At 60.8% G+C, this 17,982-nt stretch carries 13 protein-coding genes; 2 read left to right on the forward strand and 11 right to left on the reverse strand.

The annotated features are described in order from the left end of the window. Positions 1–13: 13 nt before the first annotated feature. From FBZ97_RS30730 to FBZ97_RS30780, 11 genes are all read right to left on the reverse strand, one after another. On the reverse strand, positions 14–880 hold the full coding sequence (locus FBZ97_RS30730; protein WP_113391034.1) for an ABC transporter permease: 867 nt from the start codon (positions 878–880) through the stop codon (positions 14–16). After that, complete coding sequence (locus tag FBZ97_RS30735; RefSeq protein WP_113330456.1) at positions 877–1,830, reverse strand: ABC transporter permease; 954 nt, start codon at positions 1,828–1,830, stop codon at positions 877–879. The genes FBZ97_RS30730 and FBZ97_RS30735 overlap by 4 nt, the downstream gene beginning before the upstream one ends. A 277-nt stretch (positions 1,831–2,107) precedes the next feature. Continuing rightward, positions 2,108–3,637 carry an ABC transporter substrate-binding protein gene (locus FBZ97_RS30740; protein WP_145323370.1) on the reverse strand — a complete coding sequence of 510 codons (1,530 nt, stop codon included), beginning with the start codon at positions 3,635–3,637 and terminating at the stop codon, positions 2,108–2,110. 156 nt (positions 3,638–3,793) lie between these two features. After that, on the reverse strand, positions 3,794–4,711 hold the full coding sequence (locus FBZ97_RS30745; protein ID WP_145323372.1) for a LysR substrate-binding domain-containing protein: 918 nt from the start codon (positions 4,709–4,711) through the stop codon (positions 3,794–3,796). A gap of 16 nt (positions 4,712–4,727) precedes the next feature. Continuing rightward, a complete protein-coding gene (locus tag FBZ97_RS30750; protein ID WP_145323374.1) occupies positions 4,728–5,726 on the reverse strand; it encodes a P1 family peptidase in 999 nt (332 codons plus the stop codon). A gap of 262 nt (positions 5,727–5,988) precedes the next feature. Beyond that, on the reverse strand, positions 5,989–6,183 hold the full coding sequence (locus FBZ97_RS30755) for a hypothetical protein (RefSeq protein WP_015338438.1): 195 nt from the start codon (positions 6,181–6,183) through the stop codon (positions 5,989–5,991). Positions 6,184–6,693: 510 nt separating this feature from the next. Continuing rightward, the gene (locus FBZ97_RS30760) at positions 6,694–9,621 is read right to left on the reverse strand and encodes an aminotransferase (RefSeq protein ID WP_145323376.1); all 2,928 of its coding nucleotides are present in this window, start codon (positions 9,619–9,621) and stop codon (positions 6,694–6,696) included. A 245-nt stretch (positions 9,622–9,866) separates the two neighbouring features. After that, entirely contained in the window at positions 9,867–10,307 is a 441-nt protein-coding gene (locus FBZ97_RS30765) for a hypothetical protein (RefSeq protein WP_246661907.1), read from the reverse strand. A gap of 99 nt (positions 10,308–10,406) precedes the next feature. Continuing rightward, positions 10,407–11,291, reverse strand: a complete 885-nt coding sequence (gene purU, locus FBZ97_RS30770; protein ID WP_145323378.1) for a formyltetrahydrofolate deformylase — start codon at positions 11,289–11,291, stop codon at positions 10,407–10,409. Between the two features lie 154 nt (positions 11,292–11,445). Next, entirely contained in the window at positions 11,446–12,681 is a 1,236-nt protein-coding gene (locus FBZ97_RS30775; protein WP_145323380.1) for a hypothetical protein, read from the reverse strand. A gap of 88 nt (positions 12,682–12,769) precedes the next feature. After that, on the reverse strand, positions 12,770–13,849 hold the full coding sequence (locus FBZ97_RS30780) for a glycoside hydrolase family 5 protein (RefSeq protein WP_145323477.1): 1,080 nt from the start codon (positions 13,847–13,849) through the stop codon (positions 12,770–12,772). A gap of 194 nt (positions 13,850–14,043) precedes the next feature. Between FBZ97_RS30780 and FBZ97_RS30785 the strand changes: the two genes are divergently transcribed. Together FBZ97_RS30785 and FBZ97_RS30790 are read left to right on the forward strand one after the other, a co-directional pair. Next, the gene (locus tag FBZ97_RS30785; RefSeq protein WP_145323381.1) at positions 14,044–15,720 is read left to right on the forward strand and encodes a GumC family protein; all 1,677 of its coding nucleotides are present in this window, start codon (positions 14,044–14,046) and stop codon (positions 15,718–15,720) included. Positions 15,721–15,935: 215 nt separating this feature from the next. Next, positions 15,936–17,921 (forward strand): nucleoside-diphosphate sugar epimerase/dehydratase, encoded by a 1,986-nt coding sequence (locus FBZ97_RS30790; protein ID WP_113329832.1) that lies wholly within the window; start codon positions 15,936–15,938, stop codon positions 17,919–17,921. Positions 17,922–17,982: the final 61 nt, after the last annotated feature.

The following is a 17,982-nucleotide window of genomic DNA, read 5'->3' on the forward strand; positions in this document are numbered from 1 at the left end:
CTTCATGTCTCAATCAGCGCGTCGCCTCGCGGGGGTCGAGGAGATCACGCAGCCCGTCGCCGAGCAGGTTGAAGCCGAGCACGGAGAGCGCAATGGCAAGCCCCGGCAGCAGGGCGAGCCACGGCGCTACGTGGAAATAGGTCTGCGCATCGGCCAGCATCCGACCCCAGGTCGGCGCGGGCGGCGGTACGCTCAAACCCAGGAAAGCGAGCCCAGCCTCAGTCAGGATCGCAAGGCCGAGCTGGATGGTCGCCTGGACGATGATACTGCCCATGATGTTGGGCAGGACATGGCGCAGCGTGATGGAAAGCTGCGTATTGCCGATGGCGTGCGCCGCCAGCACATAGTCGCGGCTCCACGCCTGCAAGGCAGAGCCGAGCGCGACGCGGGCGAAGACCGGCACCATGAAAACCGCAATGGCGATGATTGCCGTGGAGCGCCCGGTCCCAAGAAATGCACCAAGGATCATGGCCGAAAGGATCGGTGGCAGGGCGAAGATCACGTCGCAGGCGCGCATAACCAGCGCCTCGAACAGGCCGCGTTGGGCGGCGGCGGAAACGCCGATGATCGTTCCGAGCGTCCCGCCGATCGCAACCGCCGATACGGAGATTGACAGCGAATTCCAGCAGCCCGCCATCAGCATCGACAGGACATCACGGCCGATCTGATCGGTGCCGAGAAGTCCGAAGCCGAAGGGTGGCTGCAGCTTGTGGAGGATCTGCATCTTCGCCGGCGGCACCGGTGTCCAGAACAAGGAGACGATGGCGACGCCGATAAGAGCGAGGATAATGAGGGCGCCGACGATCAGATTCATCCGCCGCAGCGCCCGAAAACGACGGCGGGAAGACGTCGCGGCGATTTTGGCCTCGACAGCAGTCATCGCGCACCTCCCGCTCGCAATCGCGGATCGATGACGAGATAGGAGAGATCGACCAGAAAATTCACGACGATGACGAGGCCGGCAAAGAACAGCACGACATCCTGCAGAACGATGACGTCGCGCTGGCTGAGTGCCTGATAGGCGAGGCGGCCAAGGCCGGGCAGGGTGAAGACATTTTCGATCAACACGGCGCCGGCGACGAGAAAGGTGAATTGCAGCCCGAGAATGGTCAGCACCGGTACCAGGGCGTTCGGCACCACATGTCCCCACAGCACGCGGCTGCGTGACAGGCCCTTGGCGATCGCCGTGCGGGCAAAATCCTCATGCAGCGTGTCGAGCACGGCCGAGCGCGTCACGCGGGTCAGCACTGCCGCCTGCGGCAGCGCAAGTGCGATCGCGGGTAACACCAAAGATTTCAGGGAGGGCCAGAATCCGCTTTCCCAACCGGGAAAACCGCCGGCCGGCATCCAGCCGAGCGAGGTGGCGAACAGAAGAACCAGCAACAGGCCGACCCAGAAGCCCGGCACGGCGATGCCCATCTGCGAAAACAGCGTGGCGATGATATCGAAGACGCCGCCGCGTCTTGCCGCTGCCGCAACGCCGAGCGGTACGGCGACAAGAACCGACAACAGGATGGCAAGCAGCGCAAGCGGCAGAGTAACGGCAAGCCGCTCGGCAATCAGGCCTGCGACCGGAACGCCATAGGTATAGGACGTGCCGAGATCCCCCGCCAGCGCGCCGGCGAGCCATTGGCCGTAGCGGACAATCAGCGGCTGATCGAGACCCATCTCATGCCGGAGCGCGGCGAGCGTTTCCGGCGCCGCCGATGTGCCGAGCGTGATCGCGGCCGGGTCGCCCGGCAGCAGTGCCATGACGGCAAAGACCAGCAGCGAGACGGCAATCAGCGTCAGCACAAGTCCGAAAATCCGGCGGGTGAGCAGTACGATCATAACAAGTCCATGGCCAGGCTAATTCGGCTAAGAATACGGAGTTGGTGTGGCCTCTGACTCCTCCTTCTCCCCATCGGGGAGAAGGTGCCCGATAGGGCGGTTGAGGTGGACGAGGGATGAAATCCCGAGTGCCTTGAGCGCAAGCAAAAGGCAGTTTTCGGCGTCGCAGCCCCCTCATCCGACCCTTTGGGCCACCTTCTCCCCGCTGGGGAGACGGAGTTGGTCGTCGTGCGCGAAAGAAATACCAAGATCATGCCCAATCAAACTGTTGGAGCGGTCAATCTTCCCAGGAGACGTTGGTCAGCACGTTGGACGGGATCGGTTCGTTCTCCCAAAGCCCCTTCAGCTTCTTGTCCCAGACGCCGAGCTTCGGCATGACGAAAAGAAAGAGCGCCGGCACGTCCTCGGCAAGAATGCTCTGCGCCTCGCCATAGAGCTTATTCTGCTCGGATACATCGGACGTGAGCTGGATCTTCTTCATCAGCTCGTTGAAGGCGGAATTCTTGTAGTTGAAGTAATAGGGGTCGCGCGAGTAGATATCGATATCCAGCGGCTCGGCATGGGCGACGATGGTCATGTCGTAGTTGCGGCCGGTGAAGACGTCCTGCACCCATTTCGCCGGGAATTCCGTCGGCTCGATGTTCATCGTCACGCCGATATCGGCAAACATCGCCTGCATCACCTGGGCGCTGCGCGGCGCATAAGCCATCTGCGGCGTCTTGATGGTAAAGGTGAAACCGTTCGGATAGCCGGCCTCTGCAAGCAGCGCCTTGGCCTTGGCGGTGTCGTAGGGCAGCGTGCCGGTCAGGTCCTTATAGCCGGGATCGTTCGGCGTGTAGTGACTGCCGATCGCGGTGCCTAAACCGGACCACGCGCCTTCGATGATCGTCTTCCGGTCGAGCGCCATCATCAGCGCCTGGCGCACGCGCTTGTCGTCGAAGGGCTTGCGGGTGTTGTTCATGCCGGCCACGACCTTGAGTTCGGTATTGCCGACCTTGGTCGTCAGCCTGGCGTCGCCCTCGAAGGAACTCATGAGCTCCGGCGCGGCAAATTCCGGAAAGGCATCGAGATCGCCGGCCTTCAACGCCGCCGCCTCCGCCTGCGGATCGGAAATGAAGCGGAAGGTTACCTTCTCGAGCTTCACGTCGACCGACTTGTTCCAGTAGTCCGGGTTCTTGACGAGGTCGACATGATCGCCCTTCGCCCAGGAGGAGAACTTGAACGGGCCGGTGCCGATGGGCGTCGTCTTGTCGTTGGCCGAGGATTTCGGCCCAACCATGACGGAGCTCGGCCAGCCTAGCCAATAGAGAAGGCTGCCGGTTGGCGAGGACAGATGCAGGACGAGCGTTTCCGCATCCGGCGTATCGATCGAGGCGATGGTCGAAAAGAAGCGCTTCTGCGGGTTGACGGAGTCGGCGCCACGAGCGCGATCGAGCGTGAACTTGGCGGCAGCCGAATCGAAGGCTTCGCCGTCATGGAATTTCACGTCGGTCTGCAGCTTGAATGTATAGGTGAGGCCGTCAGGCGAAATCTCCCAGCTCTTGGCGAGCTGCGGTACGATCTTGCCGTTCTGGTCGATCGCAACCAGGCCTTCGAAAATGTTTTGCCAGGTGACCTGGCCGATCGCGACAGGCGCGGCGATCGTCGGATCTAGACCTGTTGGCTCGACGCTCATGCCGAGATTGAGTGTCGTCTTCGCGGCTTCAGCCTGTGTCAGGCCCATCATCAGCAGGCCGGCAGAAACTGCGGCGCCATAGGCAAGCCGGCGCGCGACGTCGCCCAGGCTCGGGCGTGAAAACTTGGTCATGTCGGTTCCCTTGCTTTTGCCCGCATGTCCGGCTTCCCTTCCGGACTGCGGTCTTTTTCAGGATAGTGTCATCTCATCGGCGCACACACAATTCCGAAAATGTGTGCTCGGTGTAGCCGAAACCGCTACACTCTTTTCGTGGTTACAGCGTTTCGTTCAATCATGCCTCCTCCTGGTGGAAAGTTGGTGGCGCATGAAGCGCTCGATGAAATCGAGCAGCTTGCCGGCGGCGAAGGAGAGCTGGCGATCGGGCGCGACGCAGAGATCGACCGGCGTCCGCACCCCCATGCCGCCCGCAACGGGCCGTGCGACGAGCTGCCCCGCCTCGATCTCCCTTTGAACGGTGAGTGCCGGCAGCATGGTAATCGCCGCGCCGCGCAGCACCAGCTCCTTCTGCATTTCCAGTGAGCCGGTCTCAAAGACTGGATCGAGCCTCAGCCCCTCCTGCTCAAACAGTGCGTCGAAGGCCTGTCTTGCGCCGAAGGAGCGATCGGGGACGGCAAGCGCGTGGGCCGAGATTTCCGCAAGTGTGATCTCGCTGGCGGCAGCAAGCGGATGAGAGGCGGCAGCGATCACGTCATAGACGAGCTCGGAGCGCAGGCGCACCTTTGTGCCGGAAAGCGGCGGGGCAAACAGCGTCACCGCAATATCGGCCTCGGCATTGTTGACGGCTTCGATGGCGCCGCGAGCGCTGGTAATGGTCACTTCGAAGCGTAGGCCGGGATAGCGCAGACTGAATTCGGCCAGCGCCGGAGCAAGGATATTGGCGACGGACGCGCCATTGGCAAAGATACTGACGGTCCCGCGCTGCAGGCCTTTCAGGTCTTCGATCAACTGGTGAACATGGTCGAGCTCGCGCAGCGTCCGGCCGGCGCGTTCCGCCAGCAATTCGCCGGCAGCCGTCAATTTGATGCCGCGGGCACTGCGTTCGACCAGTTGCGTGCCGAAATGATATTCGAGATTCTCGATTTGGCGGCTGATGGCCGTCGGCGCCACGTTCAGGTTTTCAGCCGCCTGGCGCATCGAATTGGTGCGCACCAGCTCGTCGAAATAGATCAGCGCGCGGATCTGCATGCGGGGACCTCCGGCTTCAAGCGGTAGGCTTGGCGAAGCGATCGCGCCACGCCACTTGCCCGCCTTCGACCGGCAGCGCCGTCGCTTCGTAGACGCCGCGGGCGATGGCGCGCGCCATGATAATGGTGGCGAGGTGGCAGAGCTCCATGAAACCAGGCATATCGTCGCGCGCATGCCTGCCGGTGGAAGCGGCAAATACGGTATCACCGTCGAGCGGCAGATGCGTCGGTAAAAGCGCACGCGCAAAGCCGTCGTGAGCGCAGATGGAGAGGCGATGCGCCTCAGTCTTAGTCAGCTGAGCGTCGGTGACGACGACGCCGATGGTCGTGGCGGTGATGTTGGTGCCCTTCAGCCGCAGGCGTGAATCGACCACCTGCGGCATGCCGAGACCGCCAAATTCGCCATTCTGCTCGAAGGGAGCCGCCCAGAAATGCGGGCCGTCGCCGATGGTGGCGGAACCGAGCGCATTGACGGCGACGATGGCGGCGATTCTGTATCCCCTGCTGCTGACGACGCTTGCCGAGCCGAGGCCGCCCTTGACCGTTGCCGTCGTGGCACCGGTGCCGGCGCCGACGCTTCCAAGCGCAAACGGCCCTTTATTTGCAGCCTTGAAGGCGGCATATCCCATGTCGCGATAGGGCGAGTGCAGCCCCCAATCCTTGTTGCCGCCGTTGATGAGATCAAACAGGATCGCCTGCGGCACGATTGGCACCAGTGCACTTCCGACTGTCAGGCCCCGGCCGATCTCCCGCAAGCCTGCTTGCACCCCACCTGCCGCATCGAGCCCGAAGGCCGAGCCGCCTGAGAGCACGAGACCATCCACAGCACCGACCGTCATTGCAGGATCCAGCAATGCGGTATCCCGCCCACCCGGCGCGCCGCCGAGAATGGTGCAGGAGGCGATAGCCGGCTCATCGAAGACGATGGCAGTGACGCCGGAGCCGAGCGTAAGGTCGGTGGAGTGACCGACAGCGACGCCTTCGACATCGGTCAGGAGATTGAGGAGGTCAGCCAATGAAAAATCCTTCGCCGTTTACAACGCGAGGTCGCCATGGCGATAGGATCGTAAAGACGGGGAAAAGACAAGATGGGTTTGTTCAACCCGAGCGGTCCGGGACCGGAGGCTTTGGAGCTTCGGCGTTTCACGGGAGAGCCGGCGCAAGCTTCCTTCGCAGGAAGCGACACGATGGCCTCAAATAAAAAAGCCCCCACCCTGATTCTATCAAAGGGTGAGGGCTGGGGATGGGAATGAGTAAAAGCGCAGGTGATCCGACCCATCAAACATGGATCGGTTTTGCCTGCTGGCGGGAAAGAAGGTCGCGGATCGCAAGCTTCACTTCGTCCGCATTTCTGAAATGCTGCTCGTCCAGATCATGGACATGATATTTTACAGCGATGAACTTGAGCCGATCCTGATCGGGAACGACGATGCCGACGGGGACGCCGGCGTATTCGATGACTTGCTTCTTCATAAATAGACTCCCTCTGCGCACGCACGGCGCAGACATGGCGAATTGACTGTTTGATTCCGGGAAGGAGGACGAACGTCACATTCGACAGCACGGGCGGGAGAGCGCGCCCGAACGGTCATTGCCAAGCACGGGCCGCCCAAGGAACGAAGCAATGACTTTTCTATTCAGCATGTCACTTCCTCAATTGGCGTTGTACTTGTTAGGGGCCCCGTTAGGGGGCACCGCGATCGATGTACTATTATCTACTACATTAGTAGATAATAGCGATTGCATCCTCAGAAACATATTCCGAAAGATGTCAAAATGTCGACGATCGGGAAAATAAAATTCCGAGTCCTGCGGGTTGCAGGGAAGGTTGTCTTAAAACCTTCGGATTGCTACCCGTGTCGGTACGGCTCGCCGATCACCGAGCAACAGATAGGAACTGGCGCGAGATTCGACAATGCCCCGGCAGCATTAAAATTCACGCGCCGCTAAAACACCTCAATGGTTAATGGCGTGACGAGAACGTCAAAATCTATCCTCAAGCACCTTTTCCAGGGCCTTCACGAAGAAATCGGCGCTCTCGGCTGCGAGGCATAGCGGCGGCTTGATCTTCAACACATTCAAGTGATCGCCGGTCGGCTGCATGATGACCCCGAGATCGAGCAGGTGTTCGCAGATCGCAGCCGTTTCTTCGGTCGCCGGCGTCAGGCTTTCGCGGTCGCGCACGAATTCCACGCCAAGATAAAGCCCAGTGCCATGCACGGCGCCAATCAACGGGAATCGATCCATGAGAGCGATCAGCCCCGCCTTCAGCCTGTCACCGATGACGCGGGCATTTTCCTGCAGATTTTCATCCTTGAGGATATCGAGAACGGTGAGACCGGCGACGCAGCTGACAGGGCTGCCGCCGGCGGAGGAGAAGAAATAGCCTTCCTTTTCCAGCGATTCGGCGATCTCGCGGCGGGTGATGACGGCGCCGAGCGGATGGCCGTTCCCCATGCCCTTGGCGATGGTGATGATGTCGGGCGTAACGCCCTGCGTTTCGAAGCCCCAGAAATGCTCGCCGAGACGGCCGTAGCCCACCTGCACTTCATCGGCGATGCAAAGGCCGCCGCGTTGGCGCACTGCGTCGTAAACGCCTGCGAGATAGCCATGCGGCAGCGCGATGCCGCCGGCATTGCCATAGACCGGTTCGGCGATGAAGCCGGCAAGGCCGTCGCCCTTTTCGTCGATCGCCCGCAGTTTCGCCATGACGTCGCCGAGATAATGCGGAGCAGAATCCGGGCCGCGGAACGGCCCGCGATAGGTATTCGGTGAGAGGACGGGGTGCACCCAATCCGGCCGTGTCGTCAGCGCCTGCGGATTGTCGGCAATCGAGGTGGAGACGGCGTCACTCGCAACCGTCCAGCCGTGATAGGCCTCCAGCAGGCAGAGCATGTTTCTCTTGGCCGTGTGCGTCCAGGCAAGGCGGATCGCCAGATCGTTGGCTTCCGAGCCGCTATTGACGAGGAAGACGCTGTCCAGTCCCTCAGGTGCCAGCGTCGCCAGCCGCTCGGAGAATTCGGCAACGGCGGCATAATGGAAGCGGGAGTTGGTATTGAGGCGAGACCATTGCTGGGCGATCGCTGCCGTCAGGCGCGGATGGGCGTGGCCGAGCGTCGTGACGTTGTTGACCATATCGAGGTAGCAGCGCCCTTGCGTGTCGAACAGGAATTCGCGCCAGCCGCGCTCGATCTGTGGCGGGAATTCGTAATAGTGCTTCTGCGGCTTGGCGAAACGGGCATTGCGCAGTGACAGCAGCGCGGAAGCGTCCGGCCGCGGCGCCTCACAGGCCGGGTTCAAAAGAGCGGCGGGCGAGGGGGAGACGGCCGACCACCCCTCTGCCTGATCCGCCGTCGCAAAAAGCGGCGGCACAAGGCCGGGCACGCGGCAAAGCTGAATGCGCAATCCTCCAATTGCCGAACCCTCGCTGCCGATCGTTCCAATTGTCGCGCCTTGCTCGATAGCCGCTCCGTCCTCGAGAGCACTTTCGATACCGTCGAGATGCAGGCTGATTTCTTCACCGACCAGCACGAAATGCTGGCCCTGCCGTTGCAGAAGGCCAGGGAAGGGAGCCGCAACCGTCGCGCCAGCCGGCAGGCAGATATCGCAATGCAGGGCGAAATTCTGTGGCTGCCTCATGTTAAGCGGCGCAGCAAGGGAGAGGCGGAATTCGCCGTAGCGGGTCGCCGCAGCCCCGGAAGCGATTGCCGTCTGGGCAAGCAGCCGCCAGTCCATATCAGGCTTCTGCCAGTTGCCGTCCGTGAAGTCAGGCCCGGTGGCGGAAAGATCGATGGCGGCAATCTGCGAGGAGTCGATGTCGGGCAGCAGCGGCGACCAGCCGTCAGTCACGACCGGGGCGACATCAAAACCGATCGTCCGCAGGATCGCCGCTTCCATCACATCCGGCTGCGCCTCGGTTGCGACATCGAAGATTTCGCGCTCGAAATCGAGATTGCCGCGCACATAGTCGTTGTCGGGGTCGATAGCGAGCTGCTGTTCGGTGCTGGCGGTGAGGATGACGGCCCGCGCGACGATCAGCGGCCACAGGGCTTTGGCTTCGACTTCCTCCAGTGGATAGATCGCATGATAGGCACTGATTGCCGGAAGGATGTGGAAGGGGTTGCCGCCTGCATGATGTAGCAGCGACGCGCAGGTGACAGCAAGATCGCCGACCAGCCAGCCCTGGATGATATCGCCGAAGTCGATGACGCCATCGGGCACGAGCTGTCCGCGCGCATCGGGATGGCTGACGACATTGTCGTCGGTGACATCATGATGCACCGGCTGAACACGCAATTGGCTCGCGAGCGGCTGGATGCGCTTGACGGCGGCGACCATTGCCTTGGCGATGCGGTCGCGCGCCTCGTGATCGGTTATGGCCGACAGCAGCTGCACGGCAACGGGTCCTGCCCGTCGCAGGTCCCATTGCAGGCTGCGGTGCAGGCCGGGATGATCGAAATCGGCAAGATCGCGTGCAAGCCTAGCCGAAAGCGCGCCGAGCCCGGCCACGGAGGTCTGCGGCAGGTAGTTGCGCCGCGTCAGTGTCTGGCCGGGGAGAAAGCGGAGCAGCCGGACGAGGTAATCCTGCTCGCGGAGAGTGATGGCGAGGATATCGCGGCCATTCAGTGAGGGTATGACCTCGGGTACGCGCGGCGCATCCGGCTTGGCGTGCAGATGGCGGATCGCGGCATTCTGCGCCTCGAGCTCGACCAGCTCGTATTCGGCCCGGCAGATCTTCAGCACATAGGCGTTCTCGCCGGCATCGATGCGATAGTTGCGGTCCTGCTGGCTGCCAAGCTCGGTCAGTGTTCCACTCAGACCGTAATGCGTCTGCAGGATCTCGGCCGCCTCCTCCGGTGTAACGTCCGGTCTCGGCAGTTGCATACGGTTCACGAGCGTGGCGTCGGCCATGGCATCCCCCGGATGGTTCATTCGCATCGACACTAAACCATTCCATCCTAAAGAAAATTACCCAAAACAGATAGGGTAGTCGAGCAGCGAGGAGGAAGATAGGCCGAAGAATGCAGCCGGCTAGGCATAACAGCCTATTCGACCTCGATGGAATAGCTGCAACCGGCTAGCGTCTTGCCCGGATGGGTGTCGACAGTGGAGACGTTCAGCGAGATGCGCGTTTCCAGTACGGTGTCCGAATTTTCCTACTGGTCCTTGCGCGACAGGACGACCTTCTCGCCGAGAAACTTGTTCGGCTGGTCGACGGAAGCTGTGACGCCAAGCTGCTTGGCGAGCGGATGCGGATCCGCCTCGTCAAGCACGGCAAGCGGCCCGGTGGAGGCAAAGGCGATCCTGTTTGTCTGCCGCCCGAAAACGGTCATAGGCATCGAAAGCTGGAATTCGCGCAACAACGGATTATCCGACGGCAGCTCGCTGATGCCGAACTGTTTCATGGCCGTGGCGCGTTCCGGCCCGGTCAGCCATAGAGCGAAATTGTTGTAGCTCGGCACGTCATAGGTCGTGCATTCAATCAGCTTGGCAAGATCGATCTTGGAAGGGTCCTGTTCTGCCGTTTGGGCATGGGATGCCGGCGCAGACAGCAGGAGCGCCGCCAGCAGCAGCGCGCCGTTGCGGTAGAATGACATGTCCTCTCCTCGATCTCCGGGCGATTCGATACCGGTGATATCAAATCGCGTGTCGGAGCGAAAAGGGAAAGAAGCCAGCCGAAATCCCGCGCTTGCGCCTCACCCCATGCGCTCGGAGGCGTAGGAGCCCGGGCTTGCCGGGAAGACGACGGTGCGGTTGCCGTTCAAGAAGGTGCGATAGTGGATATGGGCATGGATGGCGCGCGCCAGCACCTGGCTTTCCACATCGCGGCCGATCGAGACATAATCCTCGGCCGACTGCGCATGCGTGATGCGCGCCGTGTCCTGCTCGATGATCGGACCTTCGTCGAGATCGGCCGTCACATAATGCGCCGTCGCTCCGATCAGCTTCACGCCGCGCTCATAGGCCTGCTTGTAGGGGTTCGCCCCCTTGAAGGACGGCAGGAAGGAATGGTGGATGTTGATGATGCGGCCCGACATCTTCCGGCAGAGCGCATCCGAGAGAACCTGCATGTAGCGGGCCAGCACCACCAGCTCGGTGCCGGTCTGCTCGACGATCTCGAGGAGCTGGGCTTCGGCCTGCGGCTTGTTGTCCTTCGTCACCTTGATGTGGTGGAAGGGGATGTCATGATTGACGACCACCTTCTGGTAATCGAAATGGTTGGAGACGACGCCGACGATGTCGATGGGCAATGCGCCGATCTTCCAGCGATAGAGCAGGTCGTTCAGGCAATGGCCGAAGCGCGAGACCATCAACAGCACCTTCATGCGCTTCTTCTCGTCATGGATCTCGGCATCCATGGCGAACTTTTCGGCGATCGGCTTGAAGCCTTCGACGAGCGCTGCCTGGCCCACCCCTTCTTCCGAGATGAAGGAGACGCGCATGAAGAACTTGCCGGTATCGAGATCGTCGAACTGGCTGGAATCGACGATGTTGCAGCCCTGCCCGGCCAGATAGTTCGAGATCGCCGCAACGATCCCACGCGTCGATTGGCACGTCACTGTCAATACATAGCTCGTCATGTCTTTATCTCTTCTATCCCGAGGATGTCCGCCTGCTTAGATGAAATCGGAGGTCTGGGAAATACCTCCCCCCAGCCATGTTTCGACGGATATTTAGGCAGGATGGCGGGCAAAAAGCCGTTCCCGTTGCGTCTTCGAACGGCGTATCCCCGCCTCAGCTGCTGGTTGCCAGCGAAAGCTCTTGCGGTGGTTTCGCCAGACTTCCCTCGTTGAATTTCAGGAATCCCACAAGAAGCCAGACCAGTCCGGCCGTCTTCATGGAGAAGATGGCTGTGGAGCCGATCATCAGATTGAGGAACAGGAAGAGGGAAAGCGCATGGCCGAGGCGTCGCTGATTGACCGTTTCGCCGCCCGGATAGAGCGAGGCGTAGAGCCAGAACAGGATCAGGCCGAAGATAGTGGCGCCGTAGATGATGTAGACATATCCGCTGTCGAAAAAGATGCCGACCTGATCGAGCTGCAGCCCGATCGTGCTCTGCAGGTCCATGCCGAGGAAGGCTTTGACCGTGCCATTGATGCGCCCGACGAAATTATCGCCCGTCACGCTCGGCTCGAGCGCGTGAATGACGAAGCCGACTACGATGATCCCGGGCATCGTCAGCAGGTCGAGCGTCTTCGGGAGCCAGGGATAGATGAAATAGCCCGCAACGCAGATGAGGCTGAAGATCAGCATCGTGCGTGTGTCGTTCGTCAGCAGGATCAGCACGACCGTCGAGAAAAACAGCAGCCGGTCCAGCAAACCGAGACGATTGGAGAAGCTGATCAGATACAGCACCATCACGCCGCAGAAATTGGCAAGCGAGACCTGCTCCAGGAAGATGGAGGACGATCGGTGGTCGATCAGGCCGAAAGAGAACCGGCCCTCGAATCCAAGCGCGCCGCGAAACAGGCCGATATCGCTATAGGTCGCCGGCGGCACGCCGCGCGTATTCTGAAAATATTCGGCCGGATGAAACAGCGCGACATATTCCTTGACCGACACGATTTCCAGGACAAGCACGGCAAGCACGATGAAGCATGAAATCTTGAAGGCAAGCTTGACGGTGCGCTCGTTGGCAAGCCGCCCCATGATCGAAAAAGCGAAGATGATCATCACGTTGCGGAGATGATCGATATAGGCCTGCTTGTTGATGGCGATGACGAAAACCGTCAGCACGATGGTCAGCAGCAGATAAAGGAGCGGCGCTATGTCCTCCTCATATATGCCTTTCGTCAGCAGGTAGGTGAAGGCGGCGACCTGCAACAGCACTTCGGACAGCACGACGGAGCTCGGCGTCAGCGGTGTGATATTGTGATTGATGAAGGCAAGGATGCAGTTATAGCAGACCGCCAGCAGCGAAATCGTGAGAATGACGAAATTGATCGGCTGCTTTTCGCCTGAACGTTGCATCAGATATCCGGAGTGGTGACGTCTTCACTGGCGGCGGCAGCATATCAGGCCGATGATTCGCGACAAAGAGCCGGCTGCCCGTCACTGATCATTTCGCCGGCTTGACCAACGCGCATGAGGCTGCCAGCGACACTTTTCGATTGAGCCCCTCGGTAAGAACCTTCATCTGCGGCTTGTCGCGGCCGTTGTGTGGCTGGACGTTGAGCGGCTCCTCCGGCGGCCACCAGTCGCCGGCGGCCCAATAGGTCCAGCCGAGCCACACGTCGCTGTTGGCGTTCATGATGTCGAGAACCTGTTTGAGACCGTCGAGGCAACCATCATTGGCGGCGACGCCGAATTCACCGAGGAATCCGCGCTTCCCGTTCTTGCGCAGCCAGTCGGTAACGTCGTTCATGCCCTTCACGGCTTTGTCGGTGCCGTCGCAGACCGGGTGCGTGCCCGAACTGTCCGAATCCAGATATTGGTGGAATTCGAAGGCGTAGAAATCGATCGGGTCCTTGACGCCGAGCATGACCGTGCCATTGGCGCCGCCGCCCAGAACGTCGGCCGACCAGCTATGCGCCCCCGTCCAGTTCGTTCCGGGTACGAGAATGAGATTGCGCGCGCCGATGGTTCGGATGCTGCGGATGGCGGTGTTGGCAAGTTCGAGCCAATCGGGAGCCTTGATATCGTGGGGCTCGTTCATCAGGCCGAAGGCGACGCCCTTTCGATTGGAGAACTCCACCGCAAGCCGCGCCCAGAAATCGCCGAAAGCAAGATCGGTCGCGGGAGCCTGCTTGAGCTGCGTCTTGTCGTAATAGGCGTAATTGTGGGGATCGAGAACGACTGTCATTCCATGCTTCTGGATGAGATCGACGGCATCCTTCAGCCGCTGCAGTTCGTCATCATCGAGAGGTGCTCCGAGCACGGGCTGCAGCCGTTCCCATCGGAAGGGAAGGCGGATTGTATTCATGCCTTTTTCCGCGAAATAGCGCACGGTCTGTTCGGACGGATATGTGTAATTTACATTCACGACCCCGCCGCGCTCGCCATATTCCGCACCGGACAGATTGACGCCGCGATAGCATAGTTGCTGCGCCGCAAGGGGGCTCTCCGCCTGCGCCGTGAAAGCGAGCATGATCGTGGCGGCCAGCAGGCGTCGCAGAGTTTTCGTCATCGATGCGGTCATTGCATGGCCCTGCCTTCCGTGCGCGTGTGGCTTTTCATAGGGATAATGGTGTTGAGCAATGATGAAGGGATGGATCATGCGCGCGCGTGCCACGCGATTTCCTGAGAGCGTCCTTAATGTTCCGTTAGCCAAACGTTTCTAAACTTCCGGCACCTGCTGCGTGGAATGCGTCTGCGGAGCATTGAAAGTCTGCCATGAGCTCAATGGAACGAAGCAAGAGATCGGACCGACTTGCGGGTTGGCGCGATACCGAGCCGTCTGACATACGGCGCGACGGTATGCGCTTGCGCAGTCCTGTCTTGCGCCCTCGGGATTTCGTCGCCGCTGCTGAGCCCATGGCACATTCCGAAGAGCTTGAGGCGCCCATTCCGGATGCCGCCGTTCCGCAAAGTCCGCCGAAGCGATCCGATGTTGAGGAGCCGGTGGCCCCCCGCTCCGTTTCCGAGCCGGTTGTCACCGCTGCGGTGCCTACTGTCGAGCAGGTTGCTGTTGTACCGGCATCTGTCGCTGCTCCGACGGCATCGATACCGGCGGCAAAATTGCCTTTGTTTGATCTTCGATCGGCCATCGCTTCGATCTGGGCGAAGAAGTTCGTTGTTCTTGCCCTGGCAGGCGCCGGCGCCGTTCTGGGCGGAGCGGTCATTCCCCTTATTCCGCAGAAATTCACCGCCGAGACCAGCCTCTATTTCGACCCTCGGCCGGTCGGAGGCTCCGATTCCGCCCAGCAGGCGCCGACGCCACCGGAATTGATCACGACGATGATCGACAGCCAGACGCAGATCCTGTCTTCCGGCAAGGTGCTAGGGCGCGTCGTCGATGCGCTGAAACTCGATCAGGATCCGAAATTCAATGGTGGCGCCACTGGCGAGGCGGCAAAATATGTGGCCACCGCCGCCTTGGCGAAAGCCGTGCAGATCGCCCGCGAATCCAGCACCTACGTCGTCAATGCCAAGGTGACGACGAGCGATCCTCAAAAATCGGCCGAGATCGCCAACCAGCTTGTGACCTCCTTCATGGAGGAAGAGAGCAAGGCGGCTGCGAGCACCTACAAGAACAGCAATACGGCGCTCGATTCCCGCCTGGAGGATCTGCGCCAGCAGGTACTGTCAGCCGAAAAGGCCGTCGAAACCTATCGCGCCGACAACGACATGGTGGCCGTCGAGGGCAATCTGATCTCCGACAAACGTCTGACCGCTCTGAACGACCTATTGGTAACGGCCCAGCAGAAAACGATCGAGGCAAGAGCCCGCGCGGACGCTGCCGGCAAGCTCAGCTTTGAAGATGTGGTCTCCAACAATCCGTCCGCAGGGGTGACATCGACGGCTTTGAGCAGCCTGCGGCAGCAATATGCGACGATGGCCGCCAATGTCGGCAGCCTTCAAAGCCAGCTCGGCGCCCGCCATCCGCGCCTGCTCGCCGCGAAATCGTCACTGGATAGCCTCGCCGCCGAAATCCGCGCGGAGCTGCAGCGGCAGATGACCTCGGCTCGCGCCGATTATGAGCAGGCACAGAAGGCCGAGCAGGATATCGCCAAGGAACTGGCAGTACAGAAGGCCTCGCAGGTCAACACCTCAGGCAAGCTTGTCGGTCTGAACGAGCTGCAGCGCAAGGCGACCGCGGCTCGCAATCTCTATGAATCACTGCTGAAACGGTCCGGTCAGGCGAGCGATGCCCAGGACCTCTCGCAAAGCAATATCCGCGTGATCTCGGAGGCGGAACCGCCACTGAAGGCGGATGGGCCGAGCCGCAAGGTGATGATGGTGGCCGGGCTGATCGCCGGCGCAATCTTTGGTGCCGGTCTTGGCATGGCGTTTGCCGTTCTCCTCGGCCTGTTTCGGCATCCCGTCATCCGCAGCTATTTCGGCAAGTGACCATCGTCTTACCCTTTCGCATCGACTGCCTTTTTCAGCATTGAGGATGCAATTGCGCGTCGACTGTTCTAAATGTAAATCGGCGCTGGGGATGATTGGGTCTTGCTAATGGAAGCGCGATACGGTCATTAAGCGTTGTGCGATACTTTGTGAGACAATCTATGCGAGAAAAGCGGTGCGTTGCTCCGATGACTGGCGCCAGGGAAAGCTGATCGATGGTGCCCGCGGATAAACTCGTTCTGCCGTTTCTGGCGTTGCCGCGCTCCACCAAGCGCGCGCTTGCGCTGCTGGTCGATGCCAGCTTGTGCGTGCTGACGGTCTGGTTTGCCTATTGTCTTCGCCTTGACGATTGGGTCATCCTCGAAGGCGTCGAGTGGCTGCCGGCGATCGTCTCCCTTCTGCTCGCCATTCCGATCTTCATCGTCCTCGGCCTTTACCGCGCCATCTTCCGCTATGCCGGCCTTTCGGCGTTCGTGACGGTCGTCAAGGCGGTGGCGATCTATGCGCTCGCCTTCATGACGATCTTTACCGCCATCAGCGTGCCGGGCGTGCCGCGCACCGTCGGCATATTGCAGCCCCTGCTGCTGCTGATCGCGATCGGCCTGTCGCGCATGTGGACACGCTACTGGCTTGGCAACGCCTATCAGCGTCTTCTCAATCGCAATCAGCTTGCCAAGGTGCTGGTCTACGGCGCCGGTGCTTCAGGGCGTCAGCTTGCGGGCGCGCTTGCCAACAGCGCGGAGCTGAACGTCGTCGGCTATCTCGACGACGATCGCAACCTGCATGGCAGCATTATGGGCGGGCTGCCGATCTACGATCCGGCCGATCTGCCGGCGCTCGTAGTCTCAGGCGAGATCAAGGGCGTCTTGCTCGCCCTGCCGAATGCCACGCGACAGCGGCGCAACGAAATCCTCGAAGACATGCGCAAAGCTCGCGTCACCGTACGGACCATGCCAGATCTGACGGCGCTCGCGCAGGGCCGCGTCGCGGTTTCGGATCTGCGCGAGCTTGATATCGAGGATCTGCTCGGCCGCAACGTGATCGCTCCCGATCGCGGTCTGATCGAGAAGAACATTCGCGGCAAGGTCGTCATGGTCACCGGTGCCGGCGGCTCGATCGGCAGCGAACTCTGCCGCCAGATCCTGAAGAACGGTCCGTCCTCTCTGTTGCTGATCGAACAGAGCGAGTTCGCCCTTTATGCCATTCATGGCGAACTGGAGAAGGCGGCCGCCTCCGCCGGCCACGCCGCCGATGTGCGCATCATTCCCTTCCTGGCTTCCGTCCGCGATGGTCAGCGGATCAGACAGATCATGCAGGCCTGGCGGCCGAAGACCGTCTATCATGCCGCTGCGTACAAGCATGTGCCGCTCGTCGAATACAATCCCGTCGAAGGCATTCGCAACAATGTGCAGGGAACGCGGATAGCGGCTGAAGCCGCGCGCGATCATGGTGTCGAAAATTTCGTCCTCATCAGCACCGACAAGGCTGTGCGTCCGACCAACATCATGGGCGCCAGCAAGCGGTTGGCGGAAATGGTGCTGCAGGCGATGGATGCAGATCGCAAGCCCGGCACCGACAGTACCAATTTCGCGATGGTGCGTTTCGGCAACGTGCTCGGCTCATCCGGTTCAGTCGTGCCGCTTTTTCGCCAGCAGATCCGCGACGGCGGCCCGATCACGCTGACGCATCCCGATATCACCCGCTATTTCATGACCATTCCCGAGGCGTCGCAGCTTGTGATCCAGGCGGGCGCGATGTCGGGCGGCGGCGATGTCTTCCTGCTCGACATGGGCGAACCGGTACGCATTGCCGATCTCGCGCGGCGAATGGTGGAATTGTCCGGTCTGACCGTGCGGGACCAGGACGAGCCGGATGGCGATATCGAGCTTGAAATCACCGGCCTTCGACCGGGCGAGAAGCTTTTTGAGGAACTGTTGATCGGCGACAACCCGCAGCCGACCAGCCATCCGCGCATCATGCAGGCCAAGGAGGATTTCCTGCCCTGGCCGGAGCTGTCGAGGCGGCTCGCCGCACTCGAGGCGGCACTGGATGAAAACGACATTCCCTTGGCGAAAGCCCTGCTGCAAAAGCTCGTTTCCGGCTATGCGCCGAGCAGCGAAGTGGTTGATCTGGTCTATCGCGAGCGCGAGACGGATCTGACGGTCGATCAGCCGAACCTTGATAACGTTGCACAGCTATAGGCGCGTGTCCTGTCACGACACCGGCGTCTTTTAATGCTTTCGGGCTTGGCCTCGCAGCTTT

It is taken from the genome of Rhizobium sp. ERR 942, from assembly GCF_007828395.1.
Taxonomy (GTDB): domain Bacteria; phylum Pseudomonadota; class Alphaproteobacteria; order Rhizobiales; family Rhizobiaceae; genus Rhizobium; species Rhizobium dioscoreae.